The organism is Terasakiella sediminum (assembly GCF_033100395.1).
Lineage (GTDB): Bacteria > Pseudomonadota > Alphaproteobacteria > Rhodospirillales > Terasakiellaceae > Terasakiella.
The window spans coordinates 57,865-75,830 of record NZ_JAWLVJ010000002.1 but is presented as its reverse complement, the minus strand read 5'-3'; the positions used below and the strand labels follow the sequence as shown (position 1 = coordinate 75,830).

20 protein-coding genes are annotated in these 17,966 nt (G+C 50.0%); 10 read left to right on the top strand and 10 right to left on the bottom strand.

Going from position 1 to position 17,966, the window contains the following annotated elements; all coding sequences use genetic code 11:
• Positions 1-6: 6 nt before the first annotated feature.
• Together RYZ26_RS01675 and RYZ26_RS01670 are read left to right on the top strand one after the other, a co-directional pair.
• Positions 7-1,461 (top strand): ATP-binding protein, encoded by a 1,455-nt coding sequence (locus tag RYZ26_RS01675; protein ID WP_317681392.1) that lies wholly within the window; start codon positions 7-9, stop codon positions 1,459-1,461.
• 60 nt (positions 1,462-1,521) lie between these two features.
• A complete protein-coding gene (locus tag RYZ26_RS01670) occupies positions 1,522-1,824 on the top strand; it encodes an STAS domain-containing protein (RefSeq protein WP_317681391.1) in 303 nt (100 codons plus the stop codon).
• Positions 1,825-1,861: 37 nt separating this feature from the next.
• On the opposite strand, the gene RYZ26_RS01665 is transcribed toward RYZ26_RS01670, so the two are convergent.
• The 3 genes from RYZ26_RS01665 to RYZ26_RS01655 form a co-directional block, all read right to left on the bottom strand.
• On the bottom strand, positions 1,862-2,524 hold the full coding sequence (locus RYZ26_RS01665) for a response regulator transcription factor (protein WP_317681390.1): 663 nt from the start codon (positions 2,522-2,524) through the stop codon (positions 1,862-1,864).
• Positions 2,525-2,705: 181 nt separating this feature from the next.
• Complete coding sequence (locus RYZ26_RS01660) at positions 2,706-3,731, bottom strand: glycosyltransferase family 4 protein (protein WP_317681389.1); 1,026 nt, start codon at positions 3,729-3,731, stop codon at positions 2,706-2,708.
• Positions 3,632-4,537: a UDP-2,3-diacylglucosamine diphosphatase gene (locus RYZ26_RS01655; protein ID WP_317681388.1), complete on the bottom strand. Its 906-nt coding sequence runs from the start codon at positions 4,535-4,537 to the stop codon at positions 3,632-3,634. Before RYZ26_RS01655 ends, RYZ26_RS01660 begins: the two co-directional genes overlap by 100 nt.
• Before the next feature lie 117 nt (positions 4,538-4,654).
• On the opposite strand from RYZ26_RS01655, the gene RYZ26_RS01650 reads away from it, so the two are divergent.
• The gene (locus tag RYZ26_RS01650) at positions 4,655-5,557 is read left to right on the top strand and encodes a diacylglycerol/lipid kinase family protein (RefSeq protein WP_317681387.1); all 903 of its coding nucleotides are present in this window, start codon (positions 4,655-4,657) and stop codon (positions 5,555-5,557) included.
• Here RYZ26_RS01650 and RYZ26_RS01645 read toward each other — a convergent pair.
• Together RYZ26_RS01645 and RYZ26_RS01640 are read right to left on the bottom strand one after the other, a co-directional pair.
• A complete protein-coding gene (locus tag RYZ26_RS01645; RefSeq protein WP_317681386.1) occupies positions 5,525-6,115 on the bottom strand; it encodes a TIGR04282 family arsenosugar biosynthesis glycosyltransferase in 591 nt (196 codons plus the stop codon). The two genes, RYZ26_RS01650 and RYZ26_RS01645, sit on opposite strands and share 33 nt — an antisense overlap.
• 6 nt (positions 6,116-6,121) lie before the next feature.
• Entirely contained in the window at positions 6,122-6,793 is a 672-nt protein-coding gene (locus RYZ26_RS01640; RefSeq protein ID WP_317681385.1) for a TIGR04283 family arsenosugar biosynthesis glycosyltransferase, read from the bottom strand.
• A 92-nt stretch (positions 6,794-6,885) separates the two neighbouring features.
• Here RYZ26_RS01640 and RYZ26_RS01635 point away from each other — a divergent pair, with 92 nt between their 5' ends.
• Together RYZ26_RS01635 and RYZ26_RS01630 are read left to right on the top strand one after the other, a co-directional pair.
• Complete coding sequence (locus RYZ26_RS01635) at positions 6,886-7,497, top strand: ribonuclease HII (RefSeq protein WP_317681384.1); 612 nt, start codon at positions 6,886-6,888, stop codon at positions 7,495-7,497.
• Positions 7,498-7,546: 49 nt separating this feature from the next.
• Positions 7,547-7,864, top strand: a complete 318-nt coding sequence (locus RYZ26_RS01630; RefSeq protein ID WP_317681383.1) for a hypothetical protein — start codon at positions 7,547-7,549, stop codon at positions 7,862-7,864.
• Between the two features lie 269 nt (positions 7,865-8,133).
• On the opposite strand, the gene RYZ26_RS01625 is transcribed toward RYZ26_RS01630, so the two are convergent.
• From RYZ26_RS01625 to RYZ26_RS01610, 4 genes are all read right to left on the bottom strand, one after another.
• Positions 8,134-8,844 carry an amino acid ABC transporter ATP-binding protein gene (locus RYZ26_RS01625; protein ID WP_317681562.1) on the bottom strand — a complete coding sequence of 237 codons (711 nt, stop codon included), beginning with the start codon at positions 8,842-8,844 and terminating at the stop codon, positions 8,134-8,136.
• Between the two features lie 125 nt (positions 8,845-8,969).
• Positions 8,970-10,067, bottom strand: a complete 1,098-nt coding sequence (locus RYZ26_RS01620) for an amino acid ABC transporter permease (RefSeq protein WP_317681382.1) — start codon at positions 10,065-10,067, stop codon at positions 8,970-8,972.
• A gap of 1 nt (position 10,068) precedes the next feature.
• Positions 10,069-11,265, bottom strand: coding sequence for an amino acid ABC transporter permease (locus RYZ26_RS01615; protein ID WP_317681381.1), 1,197 nt, complete (start codon positions 11,263-11,265; stop codon positions 10,069-10,071).
• Between the two features lie 103 nt (positions 11,266-11,368).
• Entirely contained in the window at positions 11,369-12,391 is a 1,023-nt protein-coding gene (locus RYZ26_RS01610) for an amino acid ABC transporter substrate-binding protein (RefSeq protein WP_317681380.1), read from the bottom strand.
• Between the two features lie 515 nt (positions 12,392-12,906).
• Here RYZ26_RS01610 and RYZ26_RS01605 point away from each other — a divergent pair.
• From RYZ26_RS01605 to RYZ26_RS01585, 5 genes are all read left to right on the top strand, one after another.
• Positions 12,907-13,779: an S-methyl-5'-thioadenosine phosphorylase gene (locus RYZ26_RS01605; protein ID WP_317681379.1), complete on the top strand. Its 873-nt coding sequence runs from the start codon at positions 12,907-12,909 to the stop codon at positions 13,777-13,779.
• 21 nt (positions 13,780-13,800) lie between these two features.
• Positions 13,801-14,517: a hypothetical protein gene (locus RYZ26_RS01600; RefSeq protein WP_317681378.1), complete on the top strand. Its 717-nt coding sequence runs from the start codon at positions 13,801-13,803 to the stop codon at positions 14,515-14,517.
• Between the two features lie 14 nt (positions 14,518-14,531).
• Complete coding sequence (gene mtnA, locus RYZ26_RS01595; protein WP_317681377.1) at positions 14,532-15,626, top strand: S-methyl-5-thioribose-1-phosphate isomerase; 1,095 nt, start codon at positions 14,532-14,534, stop codon at positions 15,624-15,626.
• Positions 15,626-16,339, top strand: a complete 714-nt coding sequence (locus RYZ26_RS01590; protein ID WP_317681376.1) for a class II aldolase/adducin family protein — start codon at positions 15,626-15,628, stop codon at positions 16,337-16,339. Before mtnA ends, RYZ26_RS01590 begins: the two co-directional genes overlap by 1 nt.
• Positions 16,340-16,404: 65 nt before the next feature.
• On the top strand, positions 16,405-17,529 hold the full coding sequence (locus RYZ26_RS01585) for a PQQ-dependent sugar dehydrogenase (protein WP_317681375.1): 1,125 nt from the start codon (positions 16,405-16,407) through the stop codon (positions 17,527-17,529).
• Positions 17,530-17,548: 19 nt separating this feature from the next.
• Here RYZ26_RS01585 and RYZ26_RS01580 read toward each other — a convergent pair whose 3' ends face one another.
• Positions 17,549-17,917, bottom strand: coding sequence for a response regulator transcription factor (locus RYZ26_RS01580; protein WP_317681374.1), 369 nt, complete (start codon positions 17,915-17,917; stop codon positions 17,549-17,551).
• Positions 17,918-17,966: the final 49 nt, after the last annotated feature.

Below are 17,966 nucleotides of genomic sequence, written 5' to 3'. Positions count from 1 at the left end.
AAATTCATGAAACGTTTTCTCAAACCTGATCAGTCAAACCCGGGACTCTGGATGACCAAGCGCTATGTTTTTGCGCTTGCTGCCATCGCGATTCTGGCCGTATCAGCCTTTGGTACCGTTGGCCTTCTGATTGCGGAACATCAAAGCACGCTCTCCGTCGTGAATATCTCCGGTCGTCAGCGCATGTTATCCCAACGCACGGCCCTTTATGTGTCGCAACTGGCCCATTCCCAGATCAGTCATGAGCAGGCCCATTATCGCAAGGAATTAAAGCGCGCGACAACTTTATTGCAGCAGGCACACCTGGCGCTGACCGGGCGAGCAAACGCTATTAATATGTCTATTGAAATGTCGCCAGAAGCGCGCAAACGCTATTTCAAAGGGGCCTATCCGCTCAATGCACAAATGAAGCGTTATATAAAAGCGCTGCAGGAAATCCTTGAACTACCGGATGATAAGATCACCAAAGATAACCCCTCGGTTCAATATGTGCTGAAGGTCGCCCCGGGAGAGCTGGTGGACTCCCTTGATTCCATGGTGAAGTTCTATCAGGAAGAAGGCGAAACAGCCTTTTTGTTCCTGCAGAAACTGGAAGCCGTCTTTCTGTCACTTACCTTTTTCATTCTCAGCATCGAAGCCTTTTTGATCTTCCGCCCCATGGTGCGTCATGTCTCCAATCAGATGAAACAGATCAGCGCTTTTTCCAAAGAAATGGAAAAACGTGTGGAGGTCCGCACCGAAGAACTGGACGAAGCGCGCAAAATGGCGGAGCAGGCCAACGTTGCCAAGTCCAAATTCCTGGCCGCTGCCGGACATGACCTGAAACAACCGCTGGAAGCCATTGGGATGTTTTCCGGCATGTTGGAAAAACGTATGCCGGATGAACGCAGTAAGGCCATTATGAAAGACATGCATAATGCGCAACGTTCCATGCGCTCCCTGCTGGATTCCATTCTGTCGCTTTCAAAGCTGGAGGCCGGCGTCATTGAACCCAGCCAGTCTACCTTTGCCCTACAAACGCTTCTAAACCAGCTGACACGGGAATATCGCATCAGCGCCCATGAAAAAGGCCTGTCCTTAAAAATGGTGCCGACCTCCATGATGGTAACCACGGATCCGCTTTTACTGGAACGGATTTTACGCAATTTCCTGTCAAACGCCATTCGCTATACAAAGACCGGGCGCATCCTGTTGGGCTGCCGCCGTCGCGGGAGTGCCTTTGCCATTGAAGTCTGGGATACAGGCCCGGGTATCCCCGAAGATGGTCTTGAAAAAATCTTTACTGAATTTTCTCAACTGGAAGACCCGGAACGAGATCGAAGCGAAGGTATCGGGCTGGGTTTGGCCATTGTAAAACGCTTGGCAAACCTGTTGAAAATGGAAATATCCTGTAAATCCAAAGTTGGGTCGGGTTCAAAATTCAGTATCCTTTTGCCACCAGATACGTATGATGCCGAATAGTACTTAGGCATTTATTTTGCTATACTGCAGTGCAAGAAAATTAAAAAAGGAACGCGGGAAATGGAATATCGTACATCATGGCAGGACGCCAGCCAGACAAAACTGCTGTTAGAACTGGACGGTAAGCTTCTGTTTGGAAACTTTCAAAAACTTCAAAGCCTTGTCTTTAGCCTGCGTGAAAAACCACCCGCGCAAATCACCTTTGATCTCCGCAATGTAGACATGATCGACAGTTCAGGCCTGGGCCTGCTGATCGTCGCCAATGAAATCGCAACCAACGTCACGCTGAAATACCCAAGCAAACAGGTTGAGCAGCTGTTTGAAGTCTGCAAAATCGGCGAATTGATGGAAATCGTACTTTAGGGTCTTTTCGGGTCAACCTGATTCGAAAATACCCAAATCAGGACCCAACGGCGCGTTGAAACTTCAAAACCGCCTGTGTGCGGTTTTCAACGCTCAGGGTACGCAAAATCGCCGTCACATGACTTTTGACCGTGCTGAGGTTCAGATCCAATCGTTCACCAATTTCCTGATTTGACAGACCTTCAGCCAACAGGGCCAGCACTTCGCGCTGACGACGGGTCAAATCCGGGAACATATCCTTGGTCGCAACCGATGCGGAAACTTGCGATGCGCCGCCATCCAGCTTGTCGTCACCTTCCATACCACCCAGGACGGGTGGCACGTATGATCCACCGGATAAAACCAGTTTCAGGATGGTTGCGATCAACGCATCATCTGTGGTTTTTGGGATATAGGCGCGAACACCTGCAGCCAGAACCGCGCGCATTTCATCCGGATCTTCAGAAACGGTGAACACACAAACCGGGGTCGGGTCTACACGCTGAACGACCTGGGCAATCGCCTGCCCGCTGCCATCCATGCCCGGCATACGCAAATCCAGCATGACCAGATCAAAACCGTCCGTGTTGCTATCCAGGGCCGACTGAATATCATTATTGTTGCGGGCCTCAACCACCTTGAGATCGGGGGAGAGTTCGCTCAAAACATATTTAAGCGCGGTGCGCACAATGGAATGATCGTCAGCCAGTAATACTTTCACAAGGAGAGCCTTTTCATTTACACGAAATTACATGTCCTTTTAGCACTTCTGATTATGGCGAGAAAAGGTTTTATCAACAAGAAAATCCGTGTTTTTTCGTATTACGGAAAAACACTACCCATCAAAAGTCGCCCTTTTGCGACTTAAGACTTATGCAAAATTACTCATTTTAGAACAGTTTTTAACTGGTCCAGCATTTATAATCTTGCGGGTCAAAGCGTGACAAATTTTCAAGAAACATATCCGTGCAAGCATCCCAGGAAAATTTAAGGGCATATTCCCGACATGCTTCCGGATCATGATCCAGCGCGGCCAAGGCTGCCGTTTTCAAATCCTCATCCAGATTGCCAACAGGCGCATCCCCAATGACATCCAAAGGCCCTGTCACCGGATAAGCTGCAACCGGGACCCCACTGGCCAAGGCTTCCAGCAGGACAAGACCAAAAGTATCAGTTAAGCTTGGGAAGACAAAAGCATCGGCGGACGCGTAATGTTTTGCCAGCTCTTCACCTTCCTTCACGCCCACAAAGGTGACATCGCCATATTCTTTCTGCAACTGATCCAACTGTGGTCCCCCACCAACAACGACTTTTGATCCAGGCAGGTCAAGCTCGAGAAAGGCCTTGATGTTCTTTTCAATCGCCACACGCCCCACATACATAAAGAGCGGACGCGGCAAGTCCTGAAACATCTTTTCGCGTGGATAGAACAATTCCGTATCAATGCCGCGCGTCCAGGTCACCACATTTTCAAACCCTTGCGATCGCAATTCATCACGCAAAGACTTGGTCGCCGTCATGATCGCCCGGCTGGGGCCATGGAACCATTTCATGATCTTGTTGGTATAACGTGCCGGGATTTTAGTGCGCGCTTCCACATATTCCGGGAAACGGGTGTGAAAAGCCGTGGTGAAAGGCAACTTATGTTTGACACAGAATTTACGCGCTGCCACACCCAACGGGCCTTCGGTCGAAATATGAATGGCCGAGGGTTTGAATTCGGCAATCATCTTTGCCACCTTGCGGTTTGGCAGGATGGAAAGGCGAATTTCCGGATAGGACGGACAGGGGATCGTCTTGAAATCCAGCGGCGTGATCAGCTTGATCTCTATGCCTTGGCGTTCGAGATGCGTTTTAAGGGATTGATGCGTTCTAACAACGCCATTGATTTGCGGGAGCCACGCGTCGGTGACGATGAGGAGTCGCATTCTTCTTTCCCTTCTGACTTGGCCGCATAAGAAGGCTGGCCCATCCAGTAAATAATTTCCAAACGCCCATCCAGATGTTCGACCAGCGCAGAACAGCTTTCTACCCAGTCCCCATCATTGCAATAGAGCGTGCCATCGATTTCACGAATTTCCGGGTGGTGGATATGACCGCAGATAATGCCATCCACATTGCGTTTTTTTGCCACATCCGCCAGTGCCGTTTCAAAGTCAGCGATAAACTGCACCGCGTTTTTGACCTTGAATTTCAAATAAGCCGACAATGACCAATAGCCATAACCAAACTTGGTGCGCACCCAGTTGAAATAGTCATTGATTTTCAAAGCTACGCTATAGGCGCCATCACCAAGGACGGCCAGCCATTTGGCGTATTTTACGACCACGTCAAATTCATCCCCGTGGATGACCAGAAACTTTTTACCATCCACCGTTTCATGGACATATTCGTCATGAACCTTGATATCCCCAAAATCGTGTTCCACATAGGGACGGATAAAGGCATCGTGGTTGCCAGGAATAAAAAACACATTGGTGCCTTTACGGGCTTTGCGTAGCACCTTCTGCACCACATCATTATGAGCCTGCGGCCAGTACCAGGATCGCTTCAGGCGCCAGCCATCAATGATGTCGCCGACCAGAAAAAGATTGTCTGATTCCGTCTGTTTCAGGAAGTCCAGAAGATAGTCCGCTTTACAGCCAGCTGTTCCTAAGTGTATATCAGAAATAAAAATTGATTTATATTTTTGAGGTGTCAGAGCAGCATCCATATCAGCCGTCACATTTTCCATTATCGCAACAAAACCGCATTAAAAGCGAAATAATTTAATGTCAGTTTTCTACGCGTTAAGGCTTACCGCTTTATGACGTGATGTTTACTCTTTTGTTGCACAGGCGAAGAACCCACCATGAGCATTTCCCAAAGACGCATTAAGGTTATTTATAATCCCACAGCGGGCGGGCGCAGCCGTCGTCGTCTCGCCATTGCCCTTAAAGCATTGAAACAACATGCAAAAAAAGTAAAACTCAGCCCGACCAAATATGCAGGCCACGGGATCAAACGCGCAGATAAAGCCCTAAACCGCAAAACCAAGAAGCCTTATGACATTGTTTGTGCCGCAGGTGGGGATGGCACCATTGCCGAAGTTGCAAACGGCATGCGTGGCAGTGACAGCCCCTTGCTGGTCCTCCCCCTTGGCACCGCCAATGTCTTTGCCCGTGAATTGGGCCTTGGGACCTCTATGCGCAAAATTTCGGCTATGGTGGAAACCTTGGGGGAAAAGCGCGTTTATGCGGGCATGTTTGGCGACAAGCGCTTCATTATGATGGCAAGCGCAGGTATAGACTCCCTCGCCGTTGCCGCCCTGGATTCAAACCTGAAGCGCCGCATCGGGGCAGCGGCTTATGTGGTTGCCGCATTCAAAGCCGTGAAACGCATGAAGGATTTGGACCTAAACGTCACCGTCGATGGCGATGAATATAAGACAGCCAATGTCATCGTAACGCTTGGGCGTCTTTACGGAGGTTCCTTTGTGATCTCCCCCAATGCCGATCTTGAAAACCCGGTTTTTCATGTGGTGATGATGAAAAATACCGGCTTCTGGGCTGCAATGAAATATGGCCTGGCGCTCGCGACAAACCGCCTGCCCTATCTGGACGACGTCGTCATCACCAGCGGCACACATGTCACCATCGATAGTGAAAAGTCTATCCCTTTCCAGGTCGATGGTGATGATGGTGGCCTGCTGCCCGTTGACCTGCGCATTGATGATCAGCCGCTAACGGTTCTCGCGCCAACGCAAAAAGGATGATCCGTCATCCACATCTTCCAACATGTCGAGAAAAGCCACTTTCTTATCCTCAAGATTGGCAAGGCAGTCATTCAACGTTTCTGCATGCGACCACCGAACAGGTCGTCTATAGGGATTGGCAAGAATGCCATGACGCTTTAGCCCCACCAGCCAGAAACCACCATCATCGGCCGGGCCAAAGACTACATCATGGGTGCCCAACAATTTAAAAGCCTTGCGGATATGATGCGCCCTGATCCCCGGCACGTCCGTACCAATCACCAGAAAAGGTCCCGGTGGCAGGGTTGAGGCCGGGCGGAACATGCGTTCCCCCAGATCACCGCTACCTTGTTTGAGATACCCATCGGCTTGCGTTGAAAGCAGCCCCGGTTTCATCCTATCCGGACTGTGTGAAATCCATGTCTTCCACGGCCCCTTCCTGCGCAACTTTCGTGGCATTTCGTGCACCATGCGGCGATAAAACCGCCAGGCAGGCACTTTCCCGATATCGCGGGCCAGACGCGTTTTTACCCGCCCGATACGGGGTTCCTTGGCGAAAATAACAAGATGAAGGGTCAAGAAGAGTTATCCGTAGAGTTTGACGATCCGTTTAGGCGATACTCCCAAGAAATAAAGTGTCAAACAAGTGAAATTGCGCAAAGAGCGCTTCACATATCCGTGATGGCGATAGCGAATGGCCGAGGTCACAGCGCGCGCTGACAACTGACGCAAACGCCTTTTGCCAATCCGGCGCACAATATCCACATCTTCCATCAAGGGGATATCACTAAAACCACCGATCTCATCATAAAGATTTCGACTGATCAAAAGCCCCTGATCTCCATAAGGAAGCCCCAGCAATCGACACCGCCAGGAAACGATTTTCTCCAGCCGCTTGGCCGAGCTATCTTCATCATCCAATGCAAAAGTGAAATAACCTGCGCGCTGACGTTCACCTTCTTCTGCAATAAACTTGCAGACTTCCAGTCCCCAGTCCTGGGGCAGGATGGTATCGGCATGCAGAAACAGCAGCCAATCCCCACTGGCCGCCTCGCCCCCTGCTTTCAGCTGAGACCCGCGTCCTTTGGGGGCTTTGACCACTTTGACATCCAGGTCTTTGGCCACATCCAGCGTATCATCTGTTGACCCGCCGTCCACCACAATGATCTCGCGCGCATAGGGCGGCGGGACAAGAGAGCCCACGGTCTGTTTTAATCCAACAGAAGTATTGTAGGTCGGAATAACAATGCTTAACATGGCTCAGCCTTGAAGATTACTTACACGCTGACATTGAATCTGACAGATATGTGACAGACTGACTGTGAGCGCGAACACACATGGGAATGATTATGCCTGATTTTTCACTGGAAAACGAGCAAACAGGTCTGGTTTGCGGCATCGACGAAGCCGGACGCGGCCCTTGGGCGGGCCCGGTCACCGCCGCTGCCGTGATTTTCGACCAGTCCACCCTGTCCCCTGACCTCGCCCAAAGCCTGAACGATTCAAAAAAACTGTCAGCGAAAAAACGCGAAGCGCTCATCGATCAGATCAAGGCGGAAAGCATCTGGGCGGTGGGTGAAGCCAGTGTGGAAGAAATTGATGAGCTTAACATCCTGCAAGCCACCTTCCTCGCCATGCGCCGTGCCGTGACAGGATTATCCACAAGGCCGGATTACGCATTGATCGATGGCAACAAGCTACCGCCTGAACTGGGCGTGCCTGGTCATCCCGTGGTTAAAGGCGACGGACTGTCCTGCTCCATCGCTGCCGCCTCTATCATAGCCAAAGTCACGCGGGATCAGGAGATGGCTAAACTGGCAGAAGAATACCCGGGATATGGTTGGGAGAAAAACGCAGGCTACGGCGTGAAACTTCATCAGGAAGGGCTGATGAGGTTGGGAGTGACGCCGCATCACCGCAAAAGCTTCAAGCCGATTAAAAAAATTATGGGGATTGAGTAACAATGGGAAATCCTCGCAAACACGCAATTGGGGCTGTTATGAATATGGCGTGGCGACAAAGCAAGAACGACGCGATTACGCCTGTATCCTGAAACACTATCGCGGCAACGACATTTTCCTGAAGAGTGTATACGAGACATACGCTCTTAAGGGCGCTTGTGACAATCAGGCTAAAGATTGGGTAGACACACAATTGCAAGAGCCAAAGAGCTTCTTTGCAAAACTAAAGTCACAAAGCATCTATTCCCCTTCTGCATTCTATAATGAAGATTTCTTCGAAAAAGACCAACGCTGCCACTCAATCCCCTTCGCCGAATATTCTGCAAACCTGCGCGCAACAAAATATTTCAAAGCCTGTATTGAGTAATTAAACACCGCCCCCTGTTTTCACAGGGACACAGAGAGTGGTGTGCATGAAACAAAAAACCGTCATCCCCAACTTGATTGGGGATCCAAACCTTCCTTGTTCAGGGAAGCTGGATCCCCGCATTCGCGAGGATGACGGTTTTCAAATACGCCTTAAGACTTCCTAGTGACCAATGATCTGGCTTAAGAATTCCTGTGTACGTTCTTCCTGTGGGTTTTCGAAGAATTGATGTGGTTCGTTTTCTTCGATGATCTGGCCGTCGNGACTTCCTAGTGACCAATGATCTGGCTTAAGAATTCCTGTGTACGTTCTTCCTGTGGGTTTTCGAAGAATTGATGTGGTTCGTTTTCTTCGATGATCTGGCCGTCGGCCATGAAGATGACGCGGTCAGCCACTGTTTTGGCGAAGCCCATTTCGTGGGTAACACACAGCATCGTCATGCCTTCTTCGGCCAATTGTACCATAGTGTCCAGCACCTCCTTAATCATTTCAGGATCAAGGGCGGAGGTGGGTTCGTCAAACAGCATGATCTTGGGTTCCATGCACAAGGAACGCGCGATCGCCACACGCTGTTGCTGACCACCGGAAAGCTGGCCCGGGTATTTGCCCGCCTGTTCCGGGATTTTTACCCGTTCCAGATAATGCATGGCGCGTTCTTCAGCCACCTTGCGCGGTTCTTTGCGCACCCACATGGGGGCCAGAACACAGTTTTCCAGAATGGTCAGATGCGGAAACAGGTTGAAGTGCTGGAAACACATGCCCACTTCGCGGCGAATGGTATCAATGTTTTTCAGATCGTTGGTCAGTTCCACACCTTCCACGATGATCTGGCCTGTCTGGTGTTCTTCCAGGCGGTTGATACAGCGGATCATGGTGGATTTACCGGAACCGGAAGGTCCACAGATTACAATCCGTTCGCCCTTATGGACGTTCAGGTTAATGTCACGCAGAACATGAAAGTCCCCGTACCATTTGTTCATATTGACCAGTTTGATCACATCGTCCTTGGAGACTTCGTGATCCAGATTGTGGCCCGCGCGCAGTTCGGCTTCGGTCACTGTATCTGTAATTGAATCAGGATCTTTTGTCATTTCTCATTACTCACTTAGCGTTTGTGTCCGGTGTGAAGTTTGCGCTCCAGTGATTGACTGTATTTGGACATGCCATAACAGAAAACCCAGAAACAGAACGCTGCAAAAATATAGCCTTCCGTCGCAACGCCACCCCATTTCGGGTCAACGATGGAGGATTGCACGGTCGCCAGAATGTCCAGCAGACCAATGATCAGCACCAGGGTGGTGTCCTTGAAAAGCGCGATGAAGGTATTCACGATCCCCGGGATCACGAGCTTCAACGCCTGAGGCAAAATGATCAGCCCCATGGAACGCCAATAACCAAGACCAAGGGCGGCCGCCGCTTCAAACTGACCTTTCGGAATGGCTTGCAAACCGCCCCGGATCACTTCGGCCATATAGGCGGACTGGAACATGGTAATCCCAATCAAAGCGCGCAGCAGCTTTTCAAAGTCCCAACCGGATGGCAGGAATAAAGGCAGCATCACAGACGCCATAAAGAGAACCGAGATCAGCGGCACACCACGCCACAATTCAATAAAGGTCACACAAACAATGCGCACCGTCGGCATTTCAGATCGACGCCCCAAGGCAAGGATCACCCCGAACGGCAAGGCCGCAACGATCCCCACATAGGACAAAACCAATGTCAGCATCAGGCCACCCCACTGGTGGGTTTCCACATGTTCAAGACCAAACATGCCACCCAGCAGCAAAATCCCGACCACAACCGGCAGGACGGTCAGACCCGCCACACCGATCCAGGCTTTGTAAGGGAAGTTCTGGATGAACTGCGGGATAACCACGAGGGCGAGCAACAGGAAGCTCAGATCCACGCGCCATCTTTCGGCTTCGGTATAGAAACCATAGGTGAAGAAACCAAGCCGTGTCTTGATAAAGACCCAACAGGCCCCGGCACCCGAACAGGCTTCCGGACTATCGCCGGCGAAGTTCGCTTCAAAAAACGCCCAGTTCAGCAGTGGCGGGACAAATTCCCACAACAGATAAAGGGCAAAGAGGGTCATCACCGTATTGGCAGGTGAGGACAGCAAATTCTGGCGCACCCAGGCAATGGGTCCCGTGGTCGATACGGGTGGTGGGAGCGCTTCTTTTTCAACATATTTTCCCATATTAACGCTCCTTCAGGGCCATGGCTTTGTTGTACCAGTTCATCACGACGGAAAGTGTCAGGCTGATGGTCAGGTAAACGGCCATTGTCATGGCAACGATCTCGACGGCTTGACCAGTCTGGTTCAGGGTCGTGCCCATAAAGACCGAGACGATATCGGGATAACCGATGGCAGTCGCCAGAGACGAGTTTTTCGCAAGGTTCAGATACTGGCTGGTCAGCGGCGGGATCACTACGCGCATGGCCTGCGGGATAATGATCAAACGCAGCGACACGCTTTTCTTGATCCCAAGGCTTTCAGCTGCTTCTGTCTGACCGTGGGGGACGGCCAGAATACCAGCACGCACGATCTCGGCGATAAAGGCAGCGGTATAGGTGGTCAATGCCATCAACAGGGCAATGAACTCGGGGATGATTGGCACACCACCGCGGAAGTTAAAGCCTTTCAGACCCGGCATATCCCAGCTGAGCGGAGCACCAAGAAGAAGGAAAACAACAAGCGGCAAACCAATGATCAGGCCAAGGCTGCTATATAGAACAGGGAACTGCTGCCCTGTTGCTTCCTGGCGTTTGCGTGCCCATTTTGAAAGAACAATGGTGCCCATAATACCAAGAATAAAGGCAGCAACAACAAAGTTGAAACCGGCTTCCAAAATCGGTGCAGGTACATAAAGGCCACGGTTATTAAGGAAGAAGACACCTGCAAATTCCGCACTGTTACGTGGGCTTGGCAACGGTTGCAGCACCGCGAAATACCAGAAAAAAATCTGCAAAAGCAACGGAATGTTACGCAAAGTTTCCACATAGAAGCTTGCAACTTTGGCAATCAGAAAGTTCTTGGACAGACGGGCCACACCCATCACAAAGCCCAGAATGGTGGCCAGGAAAATACCGACCAGGGAAACCAGAACCGTATTTAACAGACCGACCAGGAAAGTCCGGCCATAAGTGGATTCTGAACTGTAGGGGACAAGGCTCATGAGAATCTCAAAGCCTGCCGGATTACTTAAAAAATCAAAGCCCGTGGTAATGCCACGGCTTTCCATATTCTGAAGGGTGTTCTGGAAAATTGTCCAGCCAAGCCACACCAGAAACATGACCAAAAGAGCCTGAAAGACGGCTCCACGCACGCGCGGATCATATAAAGCCGAAGACGATTGTTTGGGCTCGGTGGTGCTGTCGTTATTATTTTGCGACATGAGCACACTCCAAACTTAAATCATAAAAGAAAAAATGGGCGTGCCTTTTGACGAAAACCTTCGCAAAAAACACACCCACTTGTCATTCGCAGATCAACTGATCTTAGCGTACTGGTGGCGCATACTGCAGACCGCCTTTAGTCCACAATGCGTTCAAGCCGCGTGAGATTTGCAGTGGTGTTTTTGGACCAACGTTGCGGTCAAACATTTCACCATAGTTACCAACCTGTTTGATCGCGTTGTATGCCCAGTTTGCACCAAGACCAAGCTTGGCACCTGCATCACCTGAAGTCCCCAGCAGACGCTGGATGTTCGGGTTGTTGCTTTTCAGCATTTCGTCCGCATTACCAGATGTTACGCCAAATTCTTCAGCGTTTACTTGTGCAAACAATGTCCATTTCACAATGTTGAACCAGGCGTCATCACCTTGACGAACAACAGGGCCGAGTGGCTCTTTGGAAATAACTTCCGGCAGAACAACCGCTTTGCTTGGATCATCCAGCTTGGAACGAAGTGCATAAAGCTGAGATTGGTCAGATGTCAGAATGTCACAACGACCAGCCGCAAAACCTTGTACAGTCTGATCAGATGTATCGTATACAACAGGGCTGAAAGACATGCCGTTCAGCTTGAAATAATCAGCAAGGTTCAATTCTGTTGTTGTACCAGCCTGGATACAAACAGACGCACCGTCCAGTTCAAGCGCTGATTTTACGCCCAGTTCTTTTTGAACCAGGAAGCCTTGACCATCATAATAGTTAACGCCCGCGAAGTTCAGCCCCAGAGACGTATCACGTGTGTGTGTCCATGTGGTGTTACGAGACAGAATGTCAATCTCACCAGACTGCAATGCTGTGAAACGCTCTTTCGCCGTCAGTGGAATGAACTTAACTTTGTTGGCATCACCCAGAACGGCAGCAGCAACCGCGCGACAGGTATCCACATCAAGACCTGTCCAGTTACCTTTTTCATCTGGCAGTGAGAAGCCAGGAAGACCAGTTGATGCACCACACAGCAGTTCGCCGCGTGCTTTAACAGCTTCCAGAGTATCCGCTGCCATAGAAGCAGTGGCTGAAACGGCTGTTGCAACGAGTGCGCCGGTCAGGACAGACATTGTTTTCTTCATTTATAAATCTCCCGTAAATTGAAGAAGAACGAAAGACCATAAGCTCTGTGAAAGACCCTATAATCTCTAGAATATCGCGACCAGAAAATCCCTAACGTTTTTTCTAAATCATTTCATTTTCTGAACGCGATCGTTCACATATTTGTGCAGATAAAAACCTGCGTTTTAAACCCGTGTGTACAAATGGATCAAAAGTATTAATCCAAATGCAACTGATGCAGCTTTACCCTTATTTGACAGATTGGCAAGACCAAATTCGCTTTCTGATTCAAATTTTTTGCACCAATCTTCAAATCTGCGTAGTAGTGGGTAGGCATTTTTCCCAAGTTGTTCATAAATCAGGCATTATGGTGCATTGCACTGTAAAGAAAGGCTTATTTTTTGTGCGTTGCATGGTCGTTTTTTGACCATTTGGACAGGCTTTTATTTTTTTTTCATTTCTCTTGGATTCTATCTGCAATCCGTGGCAAAAATCATCCCAACAACGTCATTCGACCACAGGAGAATCTAAAATTATGTCTGAAACCATCATTGGCATTATCGGCGGCAGCGGCATCTATGAAATCGACGGACTGGAAAATGTCCGTTGGGAAACCATCACCTCGCCGTTCGGCAAAGTTTCCGACGACATTCTGTTTGGGGAACTGGACGGGGTCCAGATGCGCTTTCTACCCCGCCACGCCCGTGGTCACAAAATCTCCCCAAGCGAAGTCAACTACCGCGCCAATATCGATGCGATGAAACGTGCAGGTGTTACGGACATCGTTTCCGTTTCAGCCTGTGGCTCGTTAAAGGAAGAACTGCCACCGGGGCATTTCGTGCTGGCAGATGATTATATTGACCGCACCTTTGCGCGCGACAAATCTTTCTTCACCACCGGATGTGTGGCGCATGTGGCCTTTGGCGAGCCTGTGTCCAAACGTCTGGTCGATTGTCTGGAAGACGCCTTGAAAGAAACCGGGATTGAATACACCCGCGGCGGCACATATTTATGTATGGAAGGCCCGCAATTCTCCACCAAGGCAGAATCAAACCTGTATCGTTCCTGGGGATGCTCCGTCATCGGCATGACCAACATGCCCGAAGCCAAGCTCGCACGCGAAGCCGAAATGGGCTACGCCACCGTTGCCATGGTTACAGATTATGACTGCTGGCACGAAGACCACGACGATGTGACGGTCGAACAAATCATCCAGGTGCTGATGAGCAACGCCGACAAAGGCCGCGCCCTCGTGAAAGCTGCTGCCCCGAAGATTGCAGCTGCCCCTCTGCCCTGCCCAAGTGGATGCCACACCGCATTGGAATATGCCCTGATCACCGCACCCGATGCCCGCGACCCGGAGCTGGTTGCCAAACTTGATGCGGTCGCTGGTCGTGTGTTGAAGTAAAGTAAATTGGAATAATCTGACATGTTACGTTCTATACTCATCATATTTCTCACATCATTAACATTGTTCTCCACAAACAACTCGCAAGCACAGGAAGCAAAAAAGAAACCTTTTCTCTACGAAGTTTACGTTCAGGATAACACTTGGTTCGAAGTTACGGGAAAAATCCTTGATGCTGAAGCATTTGGAGAACTATTTCGTCGAACAACATGGAACAATAAACAAGGTGATTATTACCTCCGTTTCCATTGCAAATTCAGCGGTTATACAGCATTTAAAATTAAAACCCTAAAAGATTGGATTCACGCTAAGTATGTCAAGGGGGATGAAAACCATCCCAATTGCAGAACTATTTCTAAAAATGAAAAACGAATTACTTATCGGGATAAAATTCAAAAACAAATGATAGAACGCACAGTAAATAATGCAGAACAAAAACTTGTAGGTTCATGGAGGGGAGAGAAAACTAACTCAGAAGGAAAAACCCAGTACTCATGGGAAATGATTAGGAGAAACAATGGTACATATCAAAGTAAGTTTTTTAAGCCGAAAAAAGATGGCACTAAAAAACTAGTGCAAGAGACTGAGGGGTTCTGGTGGTTGGAAGATGGAATTTTCCACGAAGTCCAAAACACAGATGTGCTTTTGCCCGATATATACAATATTTCAATTGATAAAAATTCAATTCACTTTGATGCCAAATTCAAAGATTACAAATTCACTGACACAAAGCTATAATCAGGACTCACTTCATGAAAGTTAACGGCACCCCAACACGCACCATCTGGCTAAATGAAAACGGCTGGGCAGTTGATATTATTGATCAGACGAAACTGCCGCATATCTATGAAATCGTCACCATGGAAAATCTGGAAGACGCCTGTGTGGCGATCAAGGATATGCTGGTGCGGGGCGCACCATTGATCGGGGCGACGGCTGGCTATGGGATGGCATTGGCGCTGCATCATGATGCAACAGATGCCGGGTTTGATAAGGCCTATAACGATCTTTACGCCACCCGCCCCACAGCGGTAAACCTGCGATGGGCCCTGGATGAGATGCGCGATAAAATCTTCCCGCTTGCAGAAGGCGAACGTGAGGCAGCGGCATACAAACTGGCTGCGCAAATCTGTGATGATGATGTGGCGCAGAATTCTTCCATTGGCGATCATGGCCTCAAGATCATTGAAGAGATCTGGGAGAAAAAGGGCAAACAGGGCGTGGTCAATATCCTGACCCACTGTAACGCAGGTTGGCTCGCAACCGTTGACTGGGGCACAGCAACGGCCCCCATGTATAAAGCCTTTGAAGCAGGCATTCCGATCCACGTCTGGGTTGATGAAACCCGTCCACGTAATCAGGGGGCTTCGCTTACCGCATGGGAGCTTGGCAATCATGGTGTTCCACACACCTTGATCGTCGATAACGCAGGCGGTCATTTGATGCAACATGGTGAGGTGGACCTGTGTATCGTCGGAACGGACCGCACCACCGCAAGCGGGGATGTCTGTAACAAGATCGGGACCTATCTAAAAGCACTGGCGGCCCATGACAATGACGTGCCGTTCTACGTCGGCCTGCCATCCCCAACCATTGACTGGACGGTTGATGATGGCGTAAAGGACATTCCGATTGAACAGCGCGATCAGGAAGAAGTCACCGAAATGACCGGTCGCCTGAAAGATGGATCGGTTGCAACCGTGACCATCACGCCAGAAGGCTGCATGGCCGGGAACTATGCCTTTGATGTGACGCCACGCAAATATGTGACGGGTCTGATCACCGAACGCGGCGTCTCGCCCGCTTCGAAAGAAGGGCTTGCGGCCCTGTTTCCGGAAAAAGTCTGATGCTACGCCAGGACGTCATTGATACAGCGTTAAAGATGAATGCCATTGGGGTCAATCAAGGCACCAGTGGCAATGTTTCTGCACGCGAAGGCGATGATGGGTTTCTCATCACCCCTTCGGGCGTAGAATATGACAAGCTGGAAGCCAAGGATATCGTAAACCTGAAAATGGATGGGTCCTATCAGGGCAAGCTGAAACCGTCCAGCGAATGGCTGTTTCACCGCGATATCTATAAGGCACGCACCGACGTTCAAGCCATCATCCACACCCATTCCAAATATGCCACCACGCTGGCGTGCCTGCGCCGGGATTTGCCGCCTTTTCATTATATGATTGCGGTGGCGGGTGGAAAATCCATCCGATGTGCGCCCTACGCCACCTTCGGAACGCAAGAACTTTCTGATCGTGCCATCGTTGCCTTGCAAAGCCGAAAGGCCTGTCTGCTGGCAAATCACGGCATGATCGTGGCTGCTGAAAGCCTGAAAAAAGCGTTAGCCATTGCCCAAGAAGTCGAACTTCTCTGCCAGCAATATCTCATCGCCCTGCAGGTGGGGGAACCACACATTCTTTCGGACGAGGAAATGGACGAGGTTCTGGAAAAATTCAAAACCTATGGCAAACAGGGTGCCCTTGACAAACCCGCCCCAAAACCCGGGCGTGATCCGTGGAGTGCGGGCTTTACAGGCTATAAACAGTACCCAAAGCAGGATTAACCCTTTTGCAGAAGGCAATACATCCTACATCATAGGATGTATCGTTTTTCAAAAAGGATTCCTTCATGATCCGGTTCAGTCTCTTCCTCACCTTTCTGATTTTGTCCGTTGCCAACGCACAAGCCGGACAAACTTATCATTCCGACAAGCATGATTTTAAAGTCGTAGAAGTCGCAAGCGGGCTGGATCACCCCTGGGGCTTTGCCTTTCTGCCCAATGGCGATATTCTGATTACCGAGCGCGATGGCCCGCGCCTGCGTCTTATCAAACAGGGTCGCCTGTTGCCGGACCCCGTCAAGGGACTGCCGGGACATATCTTTACCGCCGGGCAGGGCGGCCTGCTGGATGTGGCGGTTGATCCGGAATTTGCCAGTAATCAGTTTATCTATTTCAGCTTTGCTGGACAGGGTGCAGGCGGTGCGGGAACAGAAGTTGCCCGTGCCCAGCTAGTCGATGACCACCTGGAAAATCCGGAAATTATCTTTGCCGTCAGCCCAAAAACCACGGGCAGTGCCCATTATGGGTCACGCCTGCGTTTTCATGAAGACGGCACCTTATTCATCACCGTCGGGGATCGTTACAGCAGGATGAAACAGGCGCAGAACCCGGCCAACCATATCGGCAGCATCATGCGCATTCATCCGGACGGGACCGTCCCTGCCGACAATCCTTTTGTGAACAAACCGGAATATAAGCCGGAAATTTACAGCTATGGCCATCGCAATCCGCAAGGCCTTGCCATTCGCCCATCAGATCAATCCATCTGGGCCCATGAACATGGCCCACGCGGGGGCGATGAAGTCAATAAACTGAAACCGGGGGCCAACTATGGCTGGCCCGCCATTACCTATGGGATTGACTACAGCGGGGCGATCATTTCCGATAAAACACACGCACCGGGGATGGAACAACCAATTGTCTATTGGGACCCATCCATTGCTCCAAGCGGGATGGAATTTTATACGGGCGATAAATTCCCCAACTGGAAAGGTAATCTCTTTGTCGGGGCACTCGCCAAACGGCACCTGCGCCGCCTCACCATGAAGGGTGATCAGGTGATTGAACAGGAAGTTTTGTTAAACAGAATGGCACGTATCCGGGATGTACGCACCGGGCCGGACGGCTATCTTTATATTCTGACAGATAAATCTAACGGGCAGCTTTTGAAGCTTACACCCAAAGGGCAGTAAACTCAGGTTTACTGCTTTATTAACGCAACAGTGCCTTAACGGTACGCACCAGCTCATCCGGGCGGAAAGGCTTTTGCAGGATCGCATCAGCACCAGACGTCAATGCTGCATCCAGCAGATCGCCACCGTCTTTATCGGCACCGCCGCCGGAAATAGCCAGAATACTGATATCAGGGTTTTCAGCAATGGCTTCGTCAATCACAGCAAGGCCATCAATTTCGGGCATTAAAATATCAGTGATCAACAGGTCATATTTGCTTTTCTTCAGCATCTTTAGTGCATCCGCACCGCTTTCAGCGCTTTGCACCTGAAAGCTTGCTTCTGCAAGAGCTGTTTTCATAATCAGCAAAATACTCATGTCATCATCGACAATTAACAGCTTTGCCACGAGGGCCTCCCGATTAGCTATTGAGGGTTGTATTTCATCATATATTCTA

Coding starts and splice junctions, on each gene's coding strand:
- RYZ26_RS01615 (WP_317681381.1), bottom strand. CDS start 11,265: ATGTCGCAAAATAATAACGACAGCACCACCGAGCCCAAACAATCGTCT.
- RYZ26_RS01610 (WP_317681380.1), bottom strand. CDS start 12,391: ATGAAGAAAACAATGTCTGTCCTGACCGGCGCACTCGTTGCAACAGCC.
- RYZ26_RS01620 (WP_317681382.1), bottom strand. CDS start 10,067: ATGGGAAAATATGTTGAAAAAGAAGCGCTCCCACCACCCGTATCGACC.
- RYZ26_RS01670 (WP_317681391.1), top strand. CDS start 1,522: ATGGAATATCGTACATCATGGCAGGACGCCAGCCAGACAAAACTGCTG.
- RYZ26_RS01625 (WP_317681562.1), bottom strand. CDS start 8,844: ATGAACAAATGGTACGGGGACTTTCATGTTCTGCGTGACATTAACCTG.
- mtnA (WP_317681377.1), top strand. CDS start 14,532: ATGAAAGTTAACGGCACCCCAACACGCACCATCTGGCTAAATGAAAAC.
- RYZ26_RS01585 (WP_317681375.1), top strand. CDS start 16,405: ATGATCCGGTTCAGTCTCTTCCTCACCTTTCTGATTTTGTCCGTTGCC.
- RYZ26_RS01660 (WP_317681389.1), bottom strand. CDS start 3,731: ATGCGACTCCTCATCGTCACCGACGCGTGGCTCCCGCAAATCAATGGC.
- RYZ26_RS01600 (WP_317681378.1), top strand. CDS start 13,801: ATGTTACGTTCTATACTCATCATATTTCTCACATCATTAACATTGTTC.
- RYZ26_RS01655 (WP_317681388.1), bottom strand. CDS start 4,537: ATGGAAAATGTGACGGCTGATATGGATGCTGCTCTGACACCTCAAAAA.
- RYZ26_RS01605 (WP_317681379.1), top strand. CDS start 12,907: ATGTCTGAAACCATCATTGGCATTATCGGCGGCAGCGGCATCTATGAA.
- RYZ26_RS01640 (WP_317681385.1), bottom strand. CDS start 6,793: ATGTTAAGCATTGTTATTCCGACCTACAATACTTCTGTTGGATTAAAA.
- RYZ26_RS01675 (WP_317681392.1), top strand. CDS start 7: ATGAAACGTTTTCTCAAACCTGATCAGTCAAACCCGGGACTCTGGATG.
- RYZ26_RS01650 (WP_317681387.1), top strand. CDS start 4,655: ATGAGCATTTCCCAAAGACGCATTAAGGTTATTTATAATCCCACAGCG.
- RYZ26_RS01635 (WP_317681384.1), top strand. CDS start 6,886: ATGCCTGATTTTTCACTGGAAAACGAGCAAACAGGTCTGGTTTGCGGC.
- RYZ26_RS01590 (WP_317681376.1), top strand. CDS start 15,626: ATGCTACGCCAGGACGTCATTGATACAGCGTTAAAGATGAATGCCATT.